The organism is Luteibacter aegosomaticola, assembly GCF_023078475.1.
In the GTDB taxonomy this organism is placed as follows: domain Bacteria; phylum Pseudomonadota; class Gammaproteobacteria; order Xanthomonadales; family Rhodanobacteraceae; genus Luteibacter; species Luteibacter aegosomaticola.
Genome location: NZ_CP095741.1, coordinates 854,794 through 871,604 on the forward strand (window position 1 = coordinate 854,794; position 16,811 = coordinate 871,604).

Here is a 16,811-nt window from a genome sequence, read left to right on the forward strand (position 1 = left end):
CCCCATGGGGCGCCTCTTCGTATCGAGCCTTGCCGTACCGCTTAGTAGCGGTAGTGGTCCGGCTTGTACGGGCCTTCCACCGGCACGCCGATGTAATCGGCCTGGTCCTGGGTCAGCACGGTGAGCTTCACGCCGATCTGCGCGAGGTGCAGGCGGGCGACTTCTTCGTCCAGCTTCTTCGGCAGGCGGTATACGGTGTTCTCGTACTTGTCCTTGTTCGCCCACAGGTCGAGCTGGGCGAGGGTCTGGTTCGAGAAGCTGTTCGACATGACGAAGCTCGGGTGGCCGTGGGCGCAGCCCAGGTTCACCAGGCGGCCTTCGGCCAGCATGTAGATGCTGTTACCCGTCGAAGCGAAGGTGTAGCGATCGACCTGCGGCTTGATGTTCTCGCGGGTCGCATCCTTCGAAGCGTTCAGGCGATCCATCTGGATCTCGTTATCGAAGTGGCCGATGTTGCAGACCAGGGCGTTGTTCTTCATCTTCGCCATGTGTTCCAGCGTGATGATGTCCTTGTTGCCCGTGGTGGTCACGTAGATATCGCCGAGGCCCAGCGTGTCTTCGATCGTGGTGACCTGGAAGCCTTCCATCGCGGCCTGCAGGGCGTTGATCGGATCGATCTCGGTCACGATCACGCGGGCACCGAAGCCCTTCAGCGAGTGCGCGCAGCCCTTGCCCACGTCACCGTAGCCGCAGACGACAGCGACCTTGCCGGCGACCATGAGGTCGGTAGCGCGCTTGATGCCGTCGGCCAGCGATTCGCGGCAGCCGTAGAGGTTGTCGAACTTCGACTTGGTGACCGAGTCGTTGACGTTGATGGCCGGGACCAGCAGCTTGCCGGCTTCGGCGAGCTGGTACAGGCGGTGCACGCCGGTGGTGGTCTCTTCGGAGACGCCCTTCCACTCAGCGGCGATCTTCTTGAACCAGCCCGGACGGGCGGCGGCGGTCTTCTTGACCAGATCCTTGATGACCTGCTCTTCGTGGTTGCCGCTCGGGGTGTTGACCCAGTCGCTGCCGTCTTCGAGCTCGACGCCCTTGTGGATGAACAGGGTGGCATCGCCACCGTCGTCCACGATGAGCTGCGGGCCGAGCTCACCCGGGTGGGTCAGCATGTCGAGCGTGCAGTCCCAATACTCTTCCAGCGACTCGCCCTTCCAGGCGAACACCGGCAGGCCGCCAGCGGCCAGGGCGGCGGCGACGTCGTCCTGGGTGGAGAAGATGTTGCACGAAGCCCAGCGGACCGAGGCGCCCAGCTCACGCAGGGTCTCCGCCAGCACGGCGGTTTCCTTGGTGACGTGCAGCGAGCCGGAGAGGCGCACGCCCTTGAGCGGCTTCTCGGCGGCGTAGCGGGCGCGGATCTGCATCAGGCCCGGCATTTCCTCTTCCGCCATGCGGATGCGGCGGCGGCCGAGGTCAGCGAGGGAATAATCGCGGACCTTGAAGTCCTGCGAGGCGTTGTCTTTGGTGACAGCGTTCATGGTGGCGTAGCTCCGGATGGTTACGGGGGCGCCGTTCTACGGGAAGCCGTGCCGAGCCTGGCCACAGGGGGAAAACCCCTCCGGTCGCAGCGCCCCTCGGCGGGCAAGAACAGTCCCTGAGTATATCTCGGAATCCGGATGATCAGATGAATACATTTTTTTATGTACTCTCGGGGTTCGTCCCCCAGCAGAGTGACTGATGGAAGCCGCACGCGATCCCGAATTCCTCCCCCACGACGGCCCCCTGCGCGAGGACGTACGCCGCCTGGGCGCCCTGGTAGGCCAGATGCTGGCCGAGCAGGGCGGGCAAGCCTTTTTCGAGCGGGTCGAAGCCGTCCGCACCGCCGCCATCCACCGCCGCCGCAGCGGCGCGGCCGTAGACGCCCTGGCGGGTACGTTGACTGGCCTGGGTGCCGGCGATGCCGAGGCCCTGGCCCGGGCCTTCGCCACCTACTTCCAGGCGGTGAACACGGCCGAGCGCGTCCACCGGATCCGCCGCCGCCGCGATTACCAGCGCGAAGGCCAGGCGCCCCAGCCCGAGTCGCTTTCCGCCGTGCTCGGCCAGCTCAAGGCCGAGGGGGTTACCCGCGACGAGCTGGCTACCCTGTTGGGCAAGCTCGATGTGGAGCCCGTCTTCACCGCCCACCCTACGGAGGCCGTGCGCCGCTCGCTGCTCGAGAAAGAGCAGGAGATCGTCCGCGCCCTCGTCGATGAGTTCGACCCGACGCGCACCCCGCAGGAACTGCGCGATGACGATGCCCGTATCCTGATGGCGCTCTCCGCGGGTTGGCAGACGGCCGAAGCGTCGCCGGTGCGGCCCAGCGTCTCCGACGAGTTCGACCATGTCGGCTTCTACATTGCCCGCCCGATCTACCGCGTGCTGCCCGCCTTGTACGAAGCGCTGGAGCAGGCCATCGCCGAGCATTACGGCGATGACGTCGCCGTGCCGCGCGTGCTGCGCTTTGCCACCTGGGTGGGCGGCGACATGGACGGCAACCCGAACGTCAACGCCGATACCATCGCCGCCACGCTCGCCGCGCAGCGCGCGTTGGTGCTTGAGCGCTACACCGAGGGCGTAAACGAACTGGGCCGCCTGCTGAGCCAGACCAGCGACCGCGTGAAGCTCGACGACAAGCTGGGCCGCCGCCTCGATGACTACCGCGAGCGGCTACCCGACGCGGCCGCGCGCATCCGCCCACGGCATGCGGATATGCCGTATCGCGCGTTCCTCACCTTCGTGGCGGCGCGTCTCGATGCCACGCTGCATGAGGACGACGATGCTTACGCATCGGCGGGCGAGTTCATCGACGACATTGCGTTGGTCGAAAAGAGCCTGCTCGACCACGGCGGCCGCCACGCGGGCGCTTACGCGGTGGGTCGCCTGTTGTGGCGGGCCCGCACGTTTGGCTTCCATCTCGCGCGGCTGGATGTGCGACAGGATGCGCGCGTGCACGACGAGGCGCTGGCGGCATTGCTCGACGATGCCGGCTGGGCCGATCGCGATGTCGATGCACGGGTGAAGACGCTCCGCCCGTTCGCCGCGGGTGAGCGCAGTTTCGTGGCCGGGGAAGGGAACGAAGCGGCCGGCATGTTGCGCGGTGTCTTCGGCACGCTGGCGGATGCGCGCAAGCGCTACGGCACCGAAGCGACCGGGCTCTACATCATCAGCATGGCCGAGACCGCAGCCGATGTGCTCGCCGTGCTGGCCCTTGCCCGCCGCGGCGGCCTGCTCGAAGACGGCCGCGTGCCGCTCGACGTGGCGCCGCTGTTCGAAACGATCGACGACCTGAAGGGCGGCCCGGCCACCCTGCAGGCGCTGCTGGATGACCCTGTGTATCGCGCGCACCTGAAGGCCCGCGGCGATCGCCAGTGGGTGATGCTGGGCTATTCCGATAGCGGCAAGGATGGCGGCACGGTCGCTTCCAAGTGGAGCCTGCAACGCGCGCAGGTGGAACTGCTCGAGGTGGCGGCCAAGGCGGGCATTCGCGTGGCGTTCTTCCATGGCCGTGGCGGCTCGGCGAGCCGTGGTGGTTCGCGTATTACCCCAGCACTGATGGCTTCGCCGCGTGGTTCGGTAGGCGGCGTGCTGCGCGTGACCGAGCAGGGCGAAGTGATTCACCGCAAGTACGGCATTCGCGCGCTCGCCGTGCGCAACCTGGAGCAGACGCTCGGGGCCGTGATGCGCGCTTCGCTGCGCCCACGTGTCGCCGAGGTGCGCGAGTCAGGGTGGAAGGACGTGATGGTCCGGCTCTCCGATGAAAGCCGCAAGGCCTACCGTGCGTTCGTCGACATGGATGGCTTCGTCGATTATTTCCGCGGTGCCACGCCCATCGACGTGATCGAACGTATGACCCTGGGCTCGCGCCCGGCACGCCGCCGCAGCATGAAGGGTGTGGAAGACCTGCGCGCGATCCCCTGGGTGTTCTCGTGGACTCAGTGCCGCGCGGTACTCACCGGCTGGTACGGCCTCGGTAGCGCCCTGGACACCGTGGCGAAGGAAAGCGGCGAGGATGTGCTGGCACGCATGGCCCATGAGTGGCCGTTCTTCGCCACCATGCTCGACGACGTCGAGATGGTGCTGGCCAAGGCGGATATCGCGATTGCCGAGGCGTTCTCGGAACTGGCCGGGCCGCTGCACCAGCGGTTCTTCCCGAAGATCCGCGAGGAGTTCGAGCGCACGGTGCGCTGGGTGCTGAAGCTGAAGGGGGCGGACGAACTGCTCCAGCGCGAGCCGCGCCTGGCCACCTCCATTCGCCTGCGCAACCCGTATGTCGACCCGATGAGCCTGCTCCAGGTCGATCTGCTCAAGCGCTGGCGCGCCACCGGCGGCAAGGACGACGCGCTGCTCAGTGCCCTGGTGGCCTGCGTCAATGGCGTTTCGCAGGGCCTGCAGAACACCGGTTAACCCTACGCACCAGTTGCCCGGTTGCCGGCTTGTCGGGTTGCATTGCTGGGTCACTGGGTCGCCGGGTCGCCGGGTTGCATTGTTGGGTCGCTGGGTCGCCCGTAGGAGCCCACCCTGTGGGCGACATCTTTCGCGATAACGCCGCAGGCCCTGTGGCTCTTTCGCGAACGGCGTCGCCCACAGGGTGGGCTCCTACGCGAACGGCGTCGCCCACAGGGTGGGCTCCTATATGTGTGCGATACGCATCCGCGCGCGATACGCGTCTCACGGCGCCATGCGATTAAAGCTGGGTAAAACCTTGCCGAAAACGGGTTTACATGCCCGAAATTTGCGGGCCCTCAGCTTTCCGCAGGCTCATCATGAAAGACACCCTCAGTCGTGCCCGCTGGCGCGGCCTCAGCGTGGGCGCACGCCTCACGCTTTTGGTCGTGGCCATCGTTTCCCTAGGTATTGCGCTGCTGACCGTGCTCGTTACCACGAAGGTCTCACGTGAACTGGAGACCCGCTCGCGTGATGACCTCGGTCGCGGCAGCCAGTCCATCATCGCCATGGTGAATACCTTCAGCGGCGCCTTGCTGGCGGAATCCGATCGCTTCCTCGCCGTCTTCGAAACCTATTTCCCCGCCGAAAAGCTCGCCACCGACACCATGCACCGGGTGAAGATGGGTGACCGCACCGTGCCGACGATGTCGCTCGGTGGCAAGCCGATCAATGGCGATTTCACGGTCGTGGACGAGTTTTCCGACCGCGCGCACGTCGTGGCCACGATGTTCGTCCGCGATGGCCAGGACTTCATCCGCGTCACCACGTCGCTGAAGAAGCAGGATGGTTCGCGTGCCGTCGGCACCTCGATCGACCACGCCCACCCCGCCTTCCCCCTGCTGCTGTCCGGCAAGGGCTACGGCGGCCCGGCCATTCTCTTCGACAAGCCCTACATCACGCGGTACGAGCCCATCCGCGATGCCGCCGGCAACGTGATCGGCGCGTGGTTCGTCGGCGTGGAAATCAGCAAGGAAATGGACGCGCTGCGCCAACAGATCTCGTCCATCCGCATTGGCGAGACGGGGCACTATTCGGTGCTCGACGCGAGCGCCGGCAAGCGTTATGGCTCGTATATCGTCGACCCTGCGCTCGCCGATCCTGCCGCGAAGGCCGACGGTGCCGCGCTCAAGGTGCTGGGCGTGGATGGCAAGCCGGTGTACGCGCCGATGCTCACCGGCGGCAAGGGCGAGGCGCGCTATCGCATGGTGATGGATGGCAACGAGGTCGAACGGCTTGCGGTCTTTGCTACCGATCCGTCATGGCACTGGATGGTCGCAGGCACGGTCGATACCGATGAACTGTATGCGCCTGTGCGCCACCTGCGAAACGCGGCCATCATCAGCAGCGTCGTGATCATCGCCGTGCTTTGCGTGCTGTTGTTCATTGCCATCCGTGTGCGGATCACGCGTCCGCTATCGGCGGCAGTGCAGGCGGCCAGCCGCCTGGCCGAAGGCGACCTCACGGCCCGCCTTGGCTCAACCCGTGGCGACGAGATCGGCCAGCTCATGAACGCCATCGACGGGATCGGCGATGGGCTGGGTTCGATCGCCCTTTCGGTACGTCGCGCCACCGGCAGCATGACCAGCAGCACCTCGGAGATCGCGGCGGGTAATACCGATCTTTCCATGCGTACGGAGCGCCAGGCCGCCGAGCTGCAGATGACCGCCGCCAGCCTCGACCTGCTCACCCGCACGGTACGTGACAACGCCGACAACGCCTCGCGCGCGAGCGAACTGGCGGAGGGTGCGAGCGTGGCCGTGCAGCAGGAAGCCGGCGCGATGGCGGAGGCGGTGGCCTCGATGAACGGTATCCAGGCCTCGGCGCAGCGCATCGCTGACGTCATCGGGATCATCAACGGCATCGCGTTCCAGACGAACATCCTGGCGTTGAACGCGGCCGTGGAAGCGGCGCGCGCCGGCGAGCAGGGTAGGGGCTTTGCGGTGGTGGCGGAAGAGGTGCGCAACCTGGCGCAGCGCAGCGCCACGGCGGCGAAGGAGATTGAAGCGCTGATCACTGAATCCGTTGCGCAGGTGGACGCGGGCCATGGCCTGGTCACCGAAGCGGGCCACAACATGCAGGCGGTCATCGGGCGCATCCGCGACGTGGCGGACCTCATGGGCGATATCAGCCGCGCATCGACCGATCAGTCCGACCAGATCGGCAGGATTAACCAGGCTGTCGCGCGGATGGACGATTCCACCCAGCAGAATTCGGCCCTGGTCGAAGAAGCCGCGGCAGCGGCGAAGAGCCTGGAGGACCAGGCGGCCGAGCTGGCGCGCGTGGTGGAAGTGTTCCGCCTTTAATTGGCGTTGAGGTACATCGATCGCGTGCAAGCACACTCCTACAAAAACACCGCAGATCTCTTGTAGGAGCGCGCTTGCGCGCGATAAGCCAACGAAGCGAGGCAGCCGCGAGGGCAATCAGCCCTCGAGCTCCTCCCATCGTGCGAACGCCGTATCAAGCTCAGCCTGCAACTTCGCCAGCTCATCGTTGGCCCGCGTAATCGCCGCGGCATCCTGCTGGTAATACTTCGGATCGTTCATCGCTTCGGTGCGCTTTGCGATCGCGGTCTCCAGCTCTTCAAGCTTCGCCGGCAGCAAATCCAGCTCGCGCTGCTCCTTGAACGAGAGCTTCTTCTTCGCCGGGGCAGGTGCCGCAGCAGGTGCCGGCGCGGGTGCTGCCACGGGCTTCGCCGTCGCAGCCGCCGCGGCCTTCGCTGCCGCGACCACCGGCTTCTGCCGCAGCCAGTCGCTATAGCCGCCGATGTACTCGCCGATCTCGCCCTCGCCTTCGAGCACGAGCGTGCTGGTCACGACGTTATCGATGAAGTCACGGTCGTGGGACACGAGCAACAACGTACCGGTGTACTCGCCGAGCAGCTCTTCGAGCAGCTCCAGCGTTTCCACATCGAGGTCGTTGGTCGGTTCGTCCATCACCAGCAGGTTGGATGGCTGGGCAAACAGCTTGGCCAGCAACAGGCGATTGCGCTCACCGCCGGAGAGGCGGGTGATCGGCGCGCGGGCGCGCTCCGGCGAGAACAGAAAGTCCTGCAGGTAACCGATGATGTGCTTGCGCTGGCCGTTGAGCTCGATGTATTCGCGGCCTTCGGCCACGTTATCGAGCGCGTTCATGCGATCGTCCAGCGCGATGCGATGCTGGTCGAAGTACGCGATTTCCAGGCCGGTGCCCAGCACCACGGTACCTTCCTGAGGTGCGAGCTGGCCCAGCATGATCTTCAGCAGGGTGGACTTGCCGGCGCCGTTCGGCCCCATGATGCCCACGCGGTCGCCGCGCATGATCGTGGTCGAGAAGTCGCGAATCAGCGTGCGGCCATCGTAGGCCTGGGTCACGTGCTTCGTTTCGATGACCTTGCGGCCCGACGCCTGCGCGTTGGCCATGGTCATCTTGGCGTTGCCCTGGCCTTCACGGCGCTCGGAGCGCTCGTTGCGCATCGCCTTCAGCGCGCGTACGCGGCCTTCGTTACGGGTGCGGCGCGCCTTGATACCCTGGCGGATCCACACTTCTTCCTGGGCCAGCTTGCGGTCGAAGTGCGCGTTGGCCTGGGCTTCCGCGTGCAGGCGCTCTTCGCGGCGGCGCAGGTAATTGTCGTAATCGCCCGGCCAGCTGGAAACCGCACCGCGGTCGATCTCGACGATACGGGTGGCCAGCGCGCGCAGGAAGCTTCGATCGTGGGTGATGAACACGATGGCGCCGCTGAAGCTCTTCAGGAAGCCTTCCAGCCACGCAATGGCCTCGATATCGAGGTGGTTGGTGGGCTCGTCGAGCAGGAGCAGGTTCGGGTCGCGCACGAGGGCCTGGCCCAACAGCACGCGGCGCTTCATGCCGCCGGAGAGGTCGGCGAAGTCGGTGTGGCCCGGCAGTTCCAGCTTCTCGATGATGGCTTCGACGCGGGCATCGAGATCCCAGGCGTTATGGGCCTCGATCTGCGACTGCACCTCTCCCAGGCCGTCCATATCGCCTGCGTCGAGCATGTGGTGGTAGCGGGCCAGCAGGTGGCCCAGCTCGCCCAGGCCCTCGGCCACCACGTCGAACACGGTGCCTGCTGTGTCCTGGGGCACTTCCTGGGTAAGTCGCGCCACGCGCGTGCCGCCCTGGAGCCGGATTTCGCCGTCGTCGGGCTTCAGCTCGCCCGCAATCAGCTTCATCAGCGTGGATTTGCCGGCGCCGTTGCGGCCGACGATACAGACGCGCTCGCCCAGGTCGAGCGAGAGATCGACGTGTTCAAGCAGGAGGGGGCCGCCGACGCTGTAGTCGAGGCCAAGGATCTGGATAAGAGACATCCGGGCATTTTACCCGGCCCGGGACCCAAACGCGCGTCGGTTCTCGTAGGAGCGCGCTTGCGCGCGATCGGGGCTTGCCGCGGGCCCCATCGCGCGCAAGCGCGCTCCTACAGGGTGTCCAGCAGGTATCGGGTCGTTTGGTGGTAGGTGGAACCGGGGCGCAGGATGGCCCCTTCCGCCTCGGGCATGTTCACCTGGTCGGGGAACGCCTCGGCCTCCAGGGCGAAGCCGGCGAAGGCGCTGTACGGCCGCCCTTCGCGATTCACCTGGCCGGCCAGCTTCTGCCCGCTGTAGAACTGCAGGCCCGGTCGGTCGCTGGCCACGGTGAGGCGGCGCCCGCTCGACGGCTCGGTCACCACCGCTACGACGCGTGGCGCGGCATTCGACGGCCCACGCGGGATATAGCAGTGGTCGAACCCACCGGCTGCGCGCAACTGCGTATCGGGCCAGTGCAGCCGGGAGCCGATCGGCGCCGCTTCGCGGAAGTCGAAGGCCGTCCCCGACACATGCTGGCGATCGGTGGGGATCGCCTGCTCGTCGGTCGCGAGGAATTCCTCGGCATCGATACGGATCACGTGATCGCGGATATCAGCCCGGCGGTCGTTCAGGTTGAAATACGGATGGGCGGTAAGACTGAGCGGGGTCGGGGCATCGGTGGTCGCTGCATAGCGCAGGTCGAGCGCACCGTCATCGTCCAGCGCCACGCGCAGCTGCACCTGCACTTCACCCGGAAAGCCGCCGTCGCCTTCGGGCGAGGTAAGCCGCAGCAACAACGCATCGCCCTCGGGCTCCACATCCCAGCGGCGCGCATGGAAGCCGTCGTGGCCGCCGTGCAGGTGGTTGTCGCCATCGTTGCGGTCGATCTTGTAGTCGATGCCATCAAGCGTGAAACGGCCGCCACGGATCCGGTTGGCCCAGCGGCCGACGATCCCGCCCATGAACGCGTTCGCCGCGAGGTAATGGGCGGCGTCGGGATGGCCGAGGAGCACCTCGCCGAAGACGCCCTGGCGATCAGGTGCCTGCCACGAAAGCAGGGTGGCGCCGAGGTCGGTGATATCGAGGCGCGCACCGCGCGCATTGCGCAGGGTCCAGCGATGGAGGGGGCGTCCGTCGGGCAGTTGGCCCCAGGCGGTGGGTTCAGAGATAGGCATCGGGGAAAGCGTTCCGTGCCGGCCGTCGTTCAGGTGTCGGCCGTCGTCGTTCGGTGGGTTTCAAGGTATTGGCGCGGCGTGCAGTCGTACTCACGACGGAATACCGCATACATGTATTGCAGCGAGGTGAAACCACAGCGCACGGCAATATCCGCGAGCGTGGTATCGCCGTGCACGATGAGGTCGCAGGCGGTATCGAGCTTGTGCTTCAGGATGGCCTGGTGCACGGTCTGCTTCAGTTCGCGCTTGAAGTGCTCTTCGAGCACGGTGCGCGAGACGCCTACGTAATCGGCCACCTGCTCGGTCTTGATACCCAGGCAGCCGTACTGGCGGATGTAGTGGCTGGCTCGCATCACGTGCGGGCTGCGCATGGGCTGGAACCGGCTGGAGGTCTGCACGTTGATACCGACCGGCGGCACGATCACCCGCGTGGTCGAGCAATCCATGCCGCGCAACATCTGGTGCAGCACATGGGCGGCCGTGCGGCCCATTTCTTCCGCGCCCTGGATCACCGAGGTGAGCGGGATCCGGTTGAGCAGCTGCGCCATAGGGTCGTTGTCGATGCCGACGATGGCCACCTGCTCGGGGACGGCGATGCCTCCCATCACGCAGGCCTGCAGGAGCTGGCGCGCCCGGGCATCGGTGACGGCAATGATGCCGATGGGCTTGGGCAGGCCGGCCAGCCATTCGACGAGGTGCTCCACGGCTTCGCCCCAGCCACCCGCGCTGGTGGGCGAGCCCTCGTAGAGGATCCCCTCGACATTCTCGGCGGCCACGATGTGGCGAAACGCGTGCTCGCGTTCCTGGGCCCAGCGGCTCGCCGTGGTGGTCGGGATCCCGTAGAGCGCGAACCGGCTAAGGCCCTGCTCGATCAGGTGATCATAGGCCAGGCGCACGAGGCGCGCGTTATCGGTGGCGATATACGGGACGCCCACCGGGTAATGCGATGGATCGTGGTAGGAACCGCCGACGGCGACCACCGGGATGTGCAGCTCGCGCAGCGCTTCCTCGGCTTCGGGGTCGTCGAAATCAGCGATGACCCCATCACCTTTGAACTGGTGGATGTCGCGCATGCGGCTGCGGAAATCCTCTTCGAGGAAGAGATCCCACTCCACACGGGTGCTATTGAGGTAATGCCCAATACCCGCGATGACCTGACGGTCATAGACCTTGTTGGCATTGAACAGCAGTGCGATGCGATGCGGTGCCATGAACAGGAAAACTAGCAAAGAATGGCGCTGGAGGCCATGACGCAACGCGGCAGGAAAAAGGCAGGCAGGCTCAACGGAAATCGCAATTGCGCCAAAACGCGCCGCTGGCGAGCATCAGTGGGCTTCGTCCCCTCGTTCGTCAAGGAATCGTTATGTCGTACTTCTCCAGCATCCCGAAGATCAGCTACGAAGGTCCGGGGTCTGATAACCCGCTGGCGTTCCACCATTACGACGCCAATCGCACCCTGCTGGGCAAGACCATGGCCGAGCACCTGCGCCTGGCGGTCTGCTATTGGCACACGTTCGTGTGGCCGGGCTCTGATGTGTTCGGTGCGGGTACGTTTGAGCGCCCATGGCAGCAGGCGGGCGATCCGATGGGCAAGGCCCGCGAAAAAGCCGATGCCGCTTTCGATTTCTTCTCCCGTCTTGGCGCGCCTTATTACACCTTCCATGACACCGACGTCGCGCCGGAGGGCAACAGCCTCGCTGATTACCGCAATAACTTCGCGGCCATGGTCGATGTGCTGGAAAAGAAGCAGGCCGAAACGGGCGTGAAGCTGCTGTGGGGTACGGCCAATGTGTTCAGCAACCCGCGTTATGCCGCGGGTGCCGCGACCAACCCGCAGCCGGAAGTCTTCGCTTATGCGGCCACGCAGGTGCGCCACGCGATGGAAGCCACCCACCGCCTGGGTGGCGCGAACTACGTCCTGTGGGGCGGCCGCGAGGGCTATGACACGCTGCTCAATACCGACCTGAAACGCGAGCGTGCCCAGCTCGGCCGTTTCTTCCAGATGGTCGTGGAGCACAAGCACAAGATCGGTTTCAAGGGCACGATCCTCATTGAGCCCAAGCCGCAGGAGCCCACCAAGCACCAGTACGATTACGATTCCGCCACGGTCTACAGCTTCCTCAAGGCCTACGGTCTGGAAAACGAAGTAAAGACCAACCTTGAGGCCAACCACGCGACCCTGGCCGGGCATTCGTTCCAGCACGAAGTGGCCACCTCCATTGCCCTCGGTATTTTCGGTTCCATCGATGCCAACCGCGGTGATCCGCAAAATGGCTGGGATACCGACCAGTTCCCGAACAGCGTGGAAGAAATGACCCTGGTCACTTACGAGATCCTCAAGGCCGGCGGTTTCACCACGGGTGGTTATAACTTCGATACCAAGGTCCGCCGCCAGAGCCACGACGCGGCCGATCTTTTCCACGGCCACATCGGTGCCATCGACACGCTGGCGCTGAGCCTGGAACGCGCGGTGAAGATGATTGAGAAAGACACCCTCGCCGAGTTGAAGGCAAAGCGTTATGCCGGGTGGGATGCGGACTTCGGTACGAAGATCCTCAACGGCGGCTTCACGCTCGCTTCGTTAAGCGATGAGGCTATTGCGCGCGATCTGCACCCGAAGCACGTCTCGGGCCAGCAGGAGTTGCTCGAAAATATCGTCAACCGTTATATCTATGGGTGATATGAAACCCGTCATGGAAGCACGCTTGTACCTGGGCATCGATCTCGGCACCTCCTCGGTCAAGGCCGTACTCGTCGACGACGCTGGCGCTGTGTGCGCCAGCGCCTCCTCTCCGCTTACCGTTTCCCACCCCAGGCCGCGTTGGTCCGAACAGGATCCCGCTGCATGGTGGGCAGCCACGGAAGCCGCGGTGGGTGAGGTGCTCAAGGGCGTCAATGCGCAGCACGTCGCCGCCATTGGCCTTTCGGGCCAGATGCACGGCGCGACGCTGCTCGATGCCTCCGATACGGTCCTCCGCCCGGCCATCCTCTGGAATGATGGTCGTTCGGACGTGGAATGCGCCGAGCTGGAAAAGGTGCCCGGCTTCCGCGAGGTCACCGGTAACCTCGCCATGCCCGGCTTCACCGCGCCGAAGCTGGCGTGGGTACGCAAGCACGAGCCGGACATCTTCGCCCGCGTGGCGAAGGTGCTCCTGCCGAAGGATTACCTGCGGCTCAGGCTCACCGGCGACTACATGACCGACGCGTCGGATGCCGCCGGCACATTGTGGCTGGACGTGCGCAAGCGTCAGTGGAGCGACGCCATGCTTGCCGCGACGGGGCTGGATCGCTCGCACATGCCCGAGGTGCTCGAGGGTAGCCAGCCCGCCGGACGCCTGCGCAAGGAACTGGCCGAACGGTGGGGTATGCGTCCCGTCCCGGTCGCCGCCGGTGGTGGCGATAACGCGGCGGGTGCCGTGGGCGTTGGCATCGTCCGCCACGGCCAGGCCATGCTTTCGCTCGGCACGTCCGGGGTGTACTTCGCGGTGTCGGACGGCTTCCGGGCCAGCCCTGAAACGGCGGTGCACAGTTTCTGCCATGCGCTGCCGTCGACCTGGCACCTCATGTCGGTGATGTTGAATGCGGCAAGCTGCCTCGACTTCACCGCGCGCCTTACGGGGTATGCGGATGTGCCGGCGTTGCTCGCTGACGCTGAACGGACCGGCTGGCGCCAGGATGGCCCGTTGTTCCTGCCGTACCTCACCGGCGAGCGCACGCCGCACAACGACGCCCATGCCCGCGGCTCGTTCACGAACCTGGGCCCGGATACCGAACGCACCGACCTTGCCCATGCCACGCTCGAAGGCGTGGGCCTGGGCCTTCTCGATGGCCTCCTGGCGGTGGAGGGCACGGGGCTGGTGTCGGATCAGATCACCGTGATCGGCGGTGGCTCGCGCAGCCATTACTGGACCCAGATGCTGGCCGATATCCTCGGCAAGCCGCTGGTGCTGCGTGCCGGCGGCGAGGTGGGGCCTGCATTGGGCGCTGCTCGCCTGGCGCGGCTGGCCGTAGAGCCCGATGCCTCGCTGGACGAGGTCTGCCCCATGCCGGAAACGTTAGCCGTGCGTGAGCCCGATGCAGCGCGTCATGCTTATTTCCTGCAAACGCGCCACCCTCTGTTCCGTCGCTCCTACGAACAACTCAAGCCGCTGTATATCGACGCCGCCCTTGGCGACGCATTCCGCCCGTCCTGAAAGGGCGATCCATAAGAAGATGGAGAACAGCATGAAGCAAAAGGCCCTACACACGTTGCTGGCCGTATCGATGGTGGCCGCAGGCGTCTTCGCGCCGCAGGCCCACGCAAGCAAGGACAAGCCGGTCATCGGCTTCTCGATCGACGATCTGCGCGTCGAGCGCTGGACCCGCGACCGCGATTACTTCAAGGCGGCCGTCGAGGCCAAGGGTGGCACCGTTTCGGTGCAATCGGCCGATGCGAACGAGCAGAAACAGATCCAGCAGATCGAGAACCTCATCTCGCGCAAGGTCGATGTGATCGTCATCGTGCCGTTCAACGCCAAGACGCTCACCACGGTCGTGGCCGAGGCGAAGAAGGCGGGCATCAAGGTGATTTCCTACGATCGCCTCATCCTCAACGCCGACGTCGATGCCTACATCTCGTTCGATAACGAGAAGGTGGGCGAAATGCAGGCGAAGGGCGTGGTCGATGCCACCGGCGGCAAGGGCAACTTCTTCCTGCTCGGCGGCGCGCCGACCGATAACAACGCCAAGATCCTGCGCGAGGGCCAGATGAAGGTCCTCGATCCGCTGGTGAAGAGCGGCGCCATCAAGATCGTCGGCCAGCAGTGGACCGATGAGTGGCTGGCATCGAAGGCGCAGTCGATCATCGAAAACGCGCTCACGGCCAACAAGAACAACATCCAGGGCATCGTGGCTTCCAACGACGGTACGGCCGGCGGCGCCATCGCCGCGCTGAACGGCCAGAAGCTCGCCGGCAAGGTGGCGGTCTCGGGCCAGGATGCCGATCTTGCCGCGGTCAAGCGCATCAAGGCAGGCACCCAGGCCATGACGGTGTACAAGCCGATCAAGACCATCGCCACCGATGCAGCGAATCTGGCCGTCCAGTTCGCCAAGGGTGAGACCCCGAAGTTCACGTCGAAGATGAACAACGGTTCGAAGGACATCAACACCATCCTGCTCACCCCGACCCTGCTGACCAAGCAGAACGTCGACCTCGTGGTGAAGGACGGCTTCTACACCCAGGCGCAGGTCGGTAACTAAAGCGAACTCCCCCGTAGGAGCCCACCCTGTGGGCGACGCCCTTCGCCCAACCGCAACAGGCCCTGTTGCTCTTTCGCGAAAGGCGTCGCCCACAGGGTGGGCTCCTACCACAGTGGGCTGGTCGCGTAGCTGAGGAAGTATCCAGGTGAGCGAATACCTGTTCGAGATGCGCAACATCGTCAAGGAGTTCTCCGGCGTGCGCGCGCTCAATGGCATCAACCTGGCCGTGCGGCCAGGCGAGTGCGTGGGCCTGTGCGGCGAAAATGGTGCCGGCAAATCCACCCTCATGAAAGTCCTTTCCGGCGTATACCCGTACGGCACGTGGGAAGGCGAGATCCTGTTCGATGGCAAGCCGCTGAAAGCGCACTCGGTGCGCGATAGCGAAGATGCCGGCATCGTCATCATCCATCAGGAGCTGATGTTGGTGCCGCAGCTTTCCGTTGCCGAGAACATCTTCCTCGGCAATGAAATCCGCAAGTTCGGCGGCGTCATGGATTACGACGCGATGTACGCGAAGGCCGAGGCGCTGCTGGCCCGGCTGAAGCTGAAAGACGTGAACGTCGCTGCGCCCGTCATGAACTACGGCGGCGGCTACCAGCAGCTCTTCGAGATCGCGAAGGCACTGGTGAAGAATGCCCGGTTGCTGATCCTGGATGAGCCCTCGTCGTCGTTGACCTCGTCCGAGACGGATACGCTGCTGTCAATCATCGAAGATCTTAAGCGCGACGGCGTTGCCTGCGTCTATATCTCGCATAAGCTCGACGAGGTGGCGCGTGTCTGCGATACCGTCACGGTGATTCGCGATGGCAAGCACATCGTGACCAAGCCGATGAGCGAGATGACGACGCACACCATCATCACCGCGATGGTTGGCCGGGAAATCGAAAACCTGTTCCCGAAGATGGAGCACGATATCGGTGAGGTCATCTTCGAAGCAAAGCATGTCACCTGCTGGGATGTCGCCAACCCGAACCGCAAGCGCGTGGACGACATCTCGTTCCAGGTGCGACGCGGCGAGATCCTGGGTATCGCGGGCCTCGTCGGGGCAGGGCGAACCGAGCTGGTTTCGGCCATCTTCGGCGCTTACCCGGGCCGCTACGAGGCGGAGCTCGTACTCGAGGGTAAGCCGATCAAGGTGAAGAACCCCGAGCAGGCGATCAAGGCGGGCCTCTCGCTGGTGCCGGAAGATCGCAAGCGCCAGGGCATCGTTCCGTTGCTCGGCGTGGGTGACAACATCACGCTCGCCACGCTTTCGCACTATGCGCACGCGGGCCAGATCGACCGCCAGGCAGAAATGCAGGTGGTCGACCAGGAGATCAAGCGCCTGCGGGTGAAGACGGCCAGCCCCGAACTCGCCATCCAGGGGCTGTCGGGTGGCAACCAGCAGAAGGCCGTGCTTACCAAGATGCTGTTGCCCGAGCCGAAAGTGCTGATCCTCGATGAGCCGACCCGTGGCGTCGATGTCGGCTCCAAGTACGACATCTACACGCTGATGTTCGAGCTGGCCGCGAAGGGCGTGGCCATCATCATGGTCTCGTCGGAAATGCCCGAGGTGCTGGGCGTGAGCGATCGCGTGCTGGTCGTGGGCGAAGGCAAGCTGCGCGGCGATTTCAAGAACGTTGGCCTGACCCAGGAGCAGGTCCTTGCGGCAGCGATTTCGCATGCCGCCGAAGGGCCCGCGCACGCGGCCTGATCCATT

10 protein-coding genes and 1 riboswitch are annotated in these 16,811 nt (G+C 65.0%); of the genes, 6 read left to right on the forward strand and 4 right to left on the reverse strand.

All coding sequences use genetic code 11. The features are described 5' to 3' along the window. Window positions 1-41: 41 nt before the first annotated feature. Complete coding sequence (gene ahcY / locus L2Y96_RS03755) at window positions 42-1,475, reverse strand: adenosylhomocysteinase (protein WP_247332454.1); 1,434 nt, start codon at window positions 1,473-1,475, stop codon at window positions 42-44. Window positions 1,476-1,494: 19 nt separating this feature from the next. Then, a riboswitch (S-adenosyl-L-homocysteine riboswitch) is annotated at window positions 1,495-1,579 on the reverse strand. 95 nt (window positions 1,580-1,674) lie between these two features. Here ahcY and ppc point away from each other — a divergent pair. Together ppc and L2Y96_RS03765 are read left to right on the forward strand one after the other, a co-directional pair. Then, window positions 1,675-4,380, forward strand: coding sequence for a phosphoenolpyruvate carboxylase (gene ppc, locus L2Y96_RS03760; protein WP_247332456.1), 2,706 nt, complete (start codon window positions 1,675-1,677; stop codon window positions 4,378-4,380). 359 nt (window positions 4,381-4,739) lie between these two features. Beyond that, window positions 4,740-6,725 carry a methyl-accepting chemotaxis protein gene (locus tag L2Y96_RS03765; RefSeq protein ID WP_247332458.1) on the forward strand — a complete coding sequence of 662 codons (1,986 nt, stop codon included), beginning with the start codon at window positions 4,740-4,742 and terminating at the stop codon, window positions 6,723-6,725. 117 nt (window positions 6,726-6,842) lie between these two features. On the opposite strand, the gene L2Y96_RS03770 is transcribed toward L2Y96_RS03765, so the two are convergent. The 3 genes from L2Y96_RS03770 to L2Y96_RS03780 form a co-directional block, all read right to left on the reverse strand. Then, the gene (locus L2Y96_RS03770; RefSeq protein WP_247332461.1) at window positions 6,843-8,723 is read right to left on the reverse strand and encodes an ATP-binding cassette domain-containing protein; all 1,881 of its coding nucleotides are present in this window, start codon (window positions 8,721-8,723) and stop codon (window positions 6,843-6,845) included. Between the two features lie 107 nt (window positions 8,724-8,830). Beyond that, window positions 8,831-9,874 (reverse strand): aldose epimerase family protein, encoded by a 1,044-nt coding sequence (locus tag L2Y96_RS03775; protein ID WP_247332464.1) that lies wholly within the window; start codon window positions 9,872-9,874, stop codon window positions 8,831-8,833. A gap of 29 nt (window positions 9,875-9,903) precedes the next feature. Beyond that, the gene (locus L2Y96_RS03780; RefSeq protein WP_247332467.1) at window positions 9,904-11,085 is read right to left on the reverse strand and encodes a XylR family transcriptional regulator; all 1,182 of its coding nucleotides are present in this window, start codon (window positions 11,083-11,085) and stop codon (window positions 9,904-9,906) included. Window positions 11,086-11,237: 152 nt separating this feature from the next. On the opposite strand from L2Y96_RS03780, the gene xylA reads away from it, so the two are divergent. From xylA to L2Y96_RS03800, 4 genes are all read left to right on the forward strand, one after another. After that, the gene (gene xylA / locus L2Y96_RS03785; protein ID WP_247332486.1) at window positions 11,238-12,554 is read left to right on the forward strand and encodes a xylose isomerase; all 1,317 of its coding nucleotides are present in this window, start codon (window positions 11,238-11,240) and stop codon (window positions 12,552-12,554) included. Between the two features lie 13 nt (window positions 12,555-12,567). Then, on the forward strand, window positions 12,568-14,067 hold the full coding sequence (gene xylB / locus L2Y96_RS03790) for a xylulokinase (protein ID WP_343218434.1): 1,500 nt from the start codon (window positions 12,568-12,570) through the stop codon (window positions 14,065-14,067). 31 nt (window positions 14,068-14,098) lie between these two features. After that, window positions 14,099-15,112, forward strand: a complete 1,014-nt coding sequence (xylF, locus tag L2Y96_RS03795) for a D-xylose ABC transporter substrate-binding protein (protein ID WP_247332488.1) — start codon at window positions 14,099-14,101, stop codon at window positions 15,110-15,112. A gap of 145 nt (window positions 15,113-15,257) precedes the next feature. Further along, entirely contained in the window at window positions 15,258-16,805 is a 1,548-nt protein-coding gene (locus tag L2Y96_RS03800) for a xylose ABC transporter ATP-binding protein (RefSeq protein ID WP_247332507.1), read from the forward strand. The last annotated feature ends 6 nt before the right edge of the window (window positions 16,806-16,811 follow it).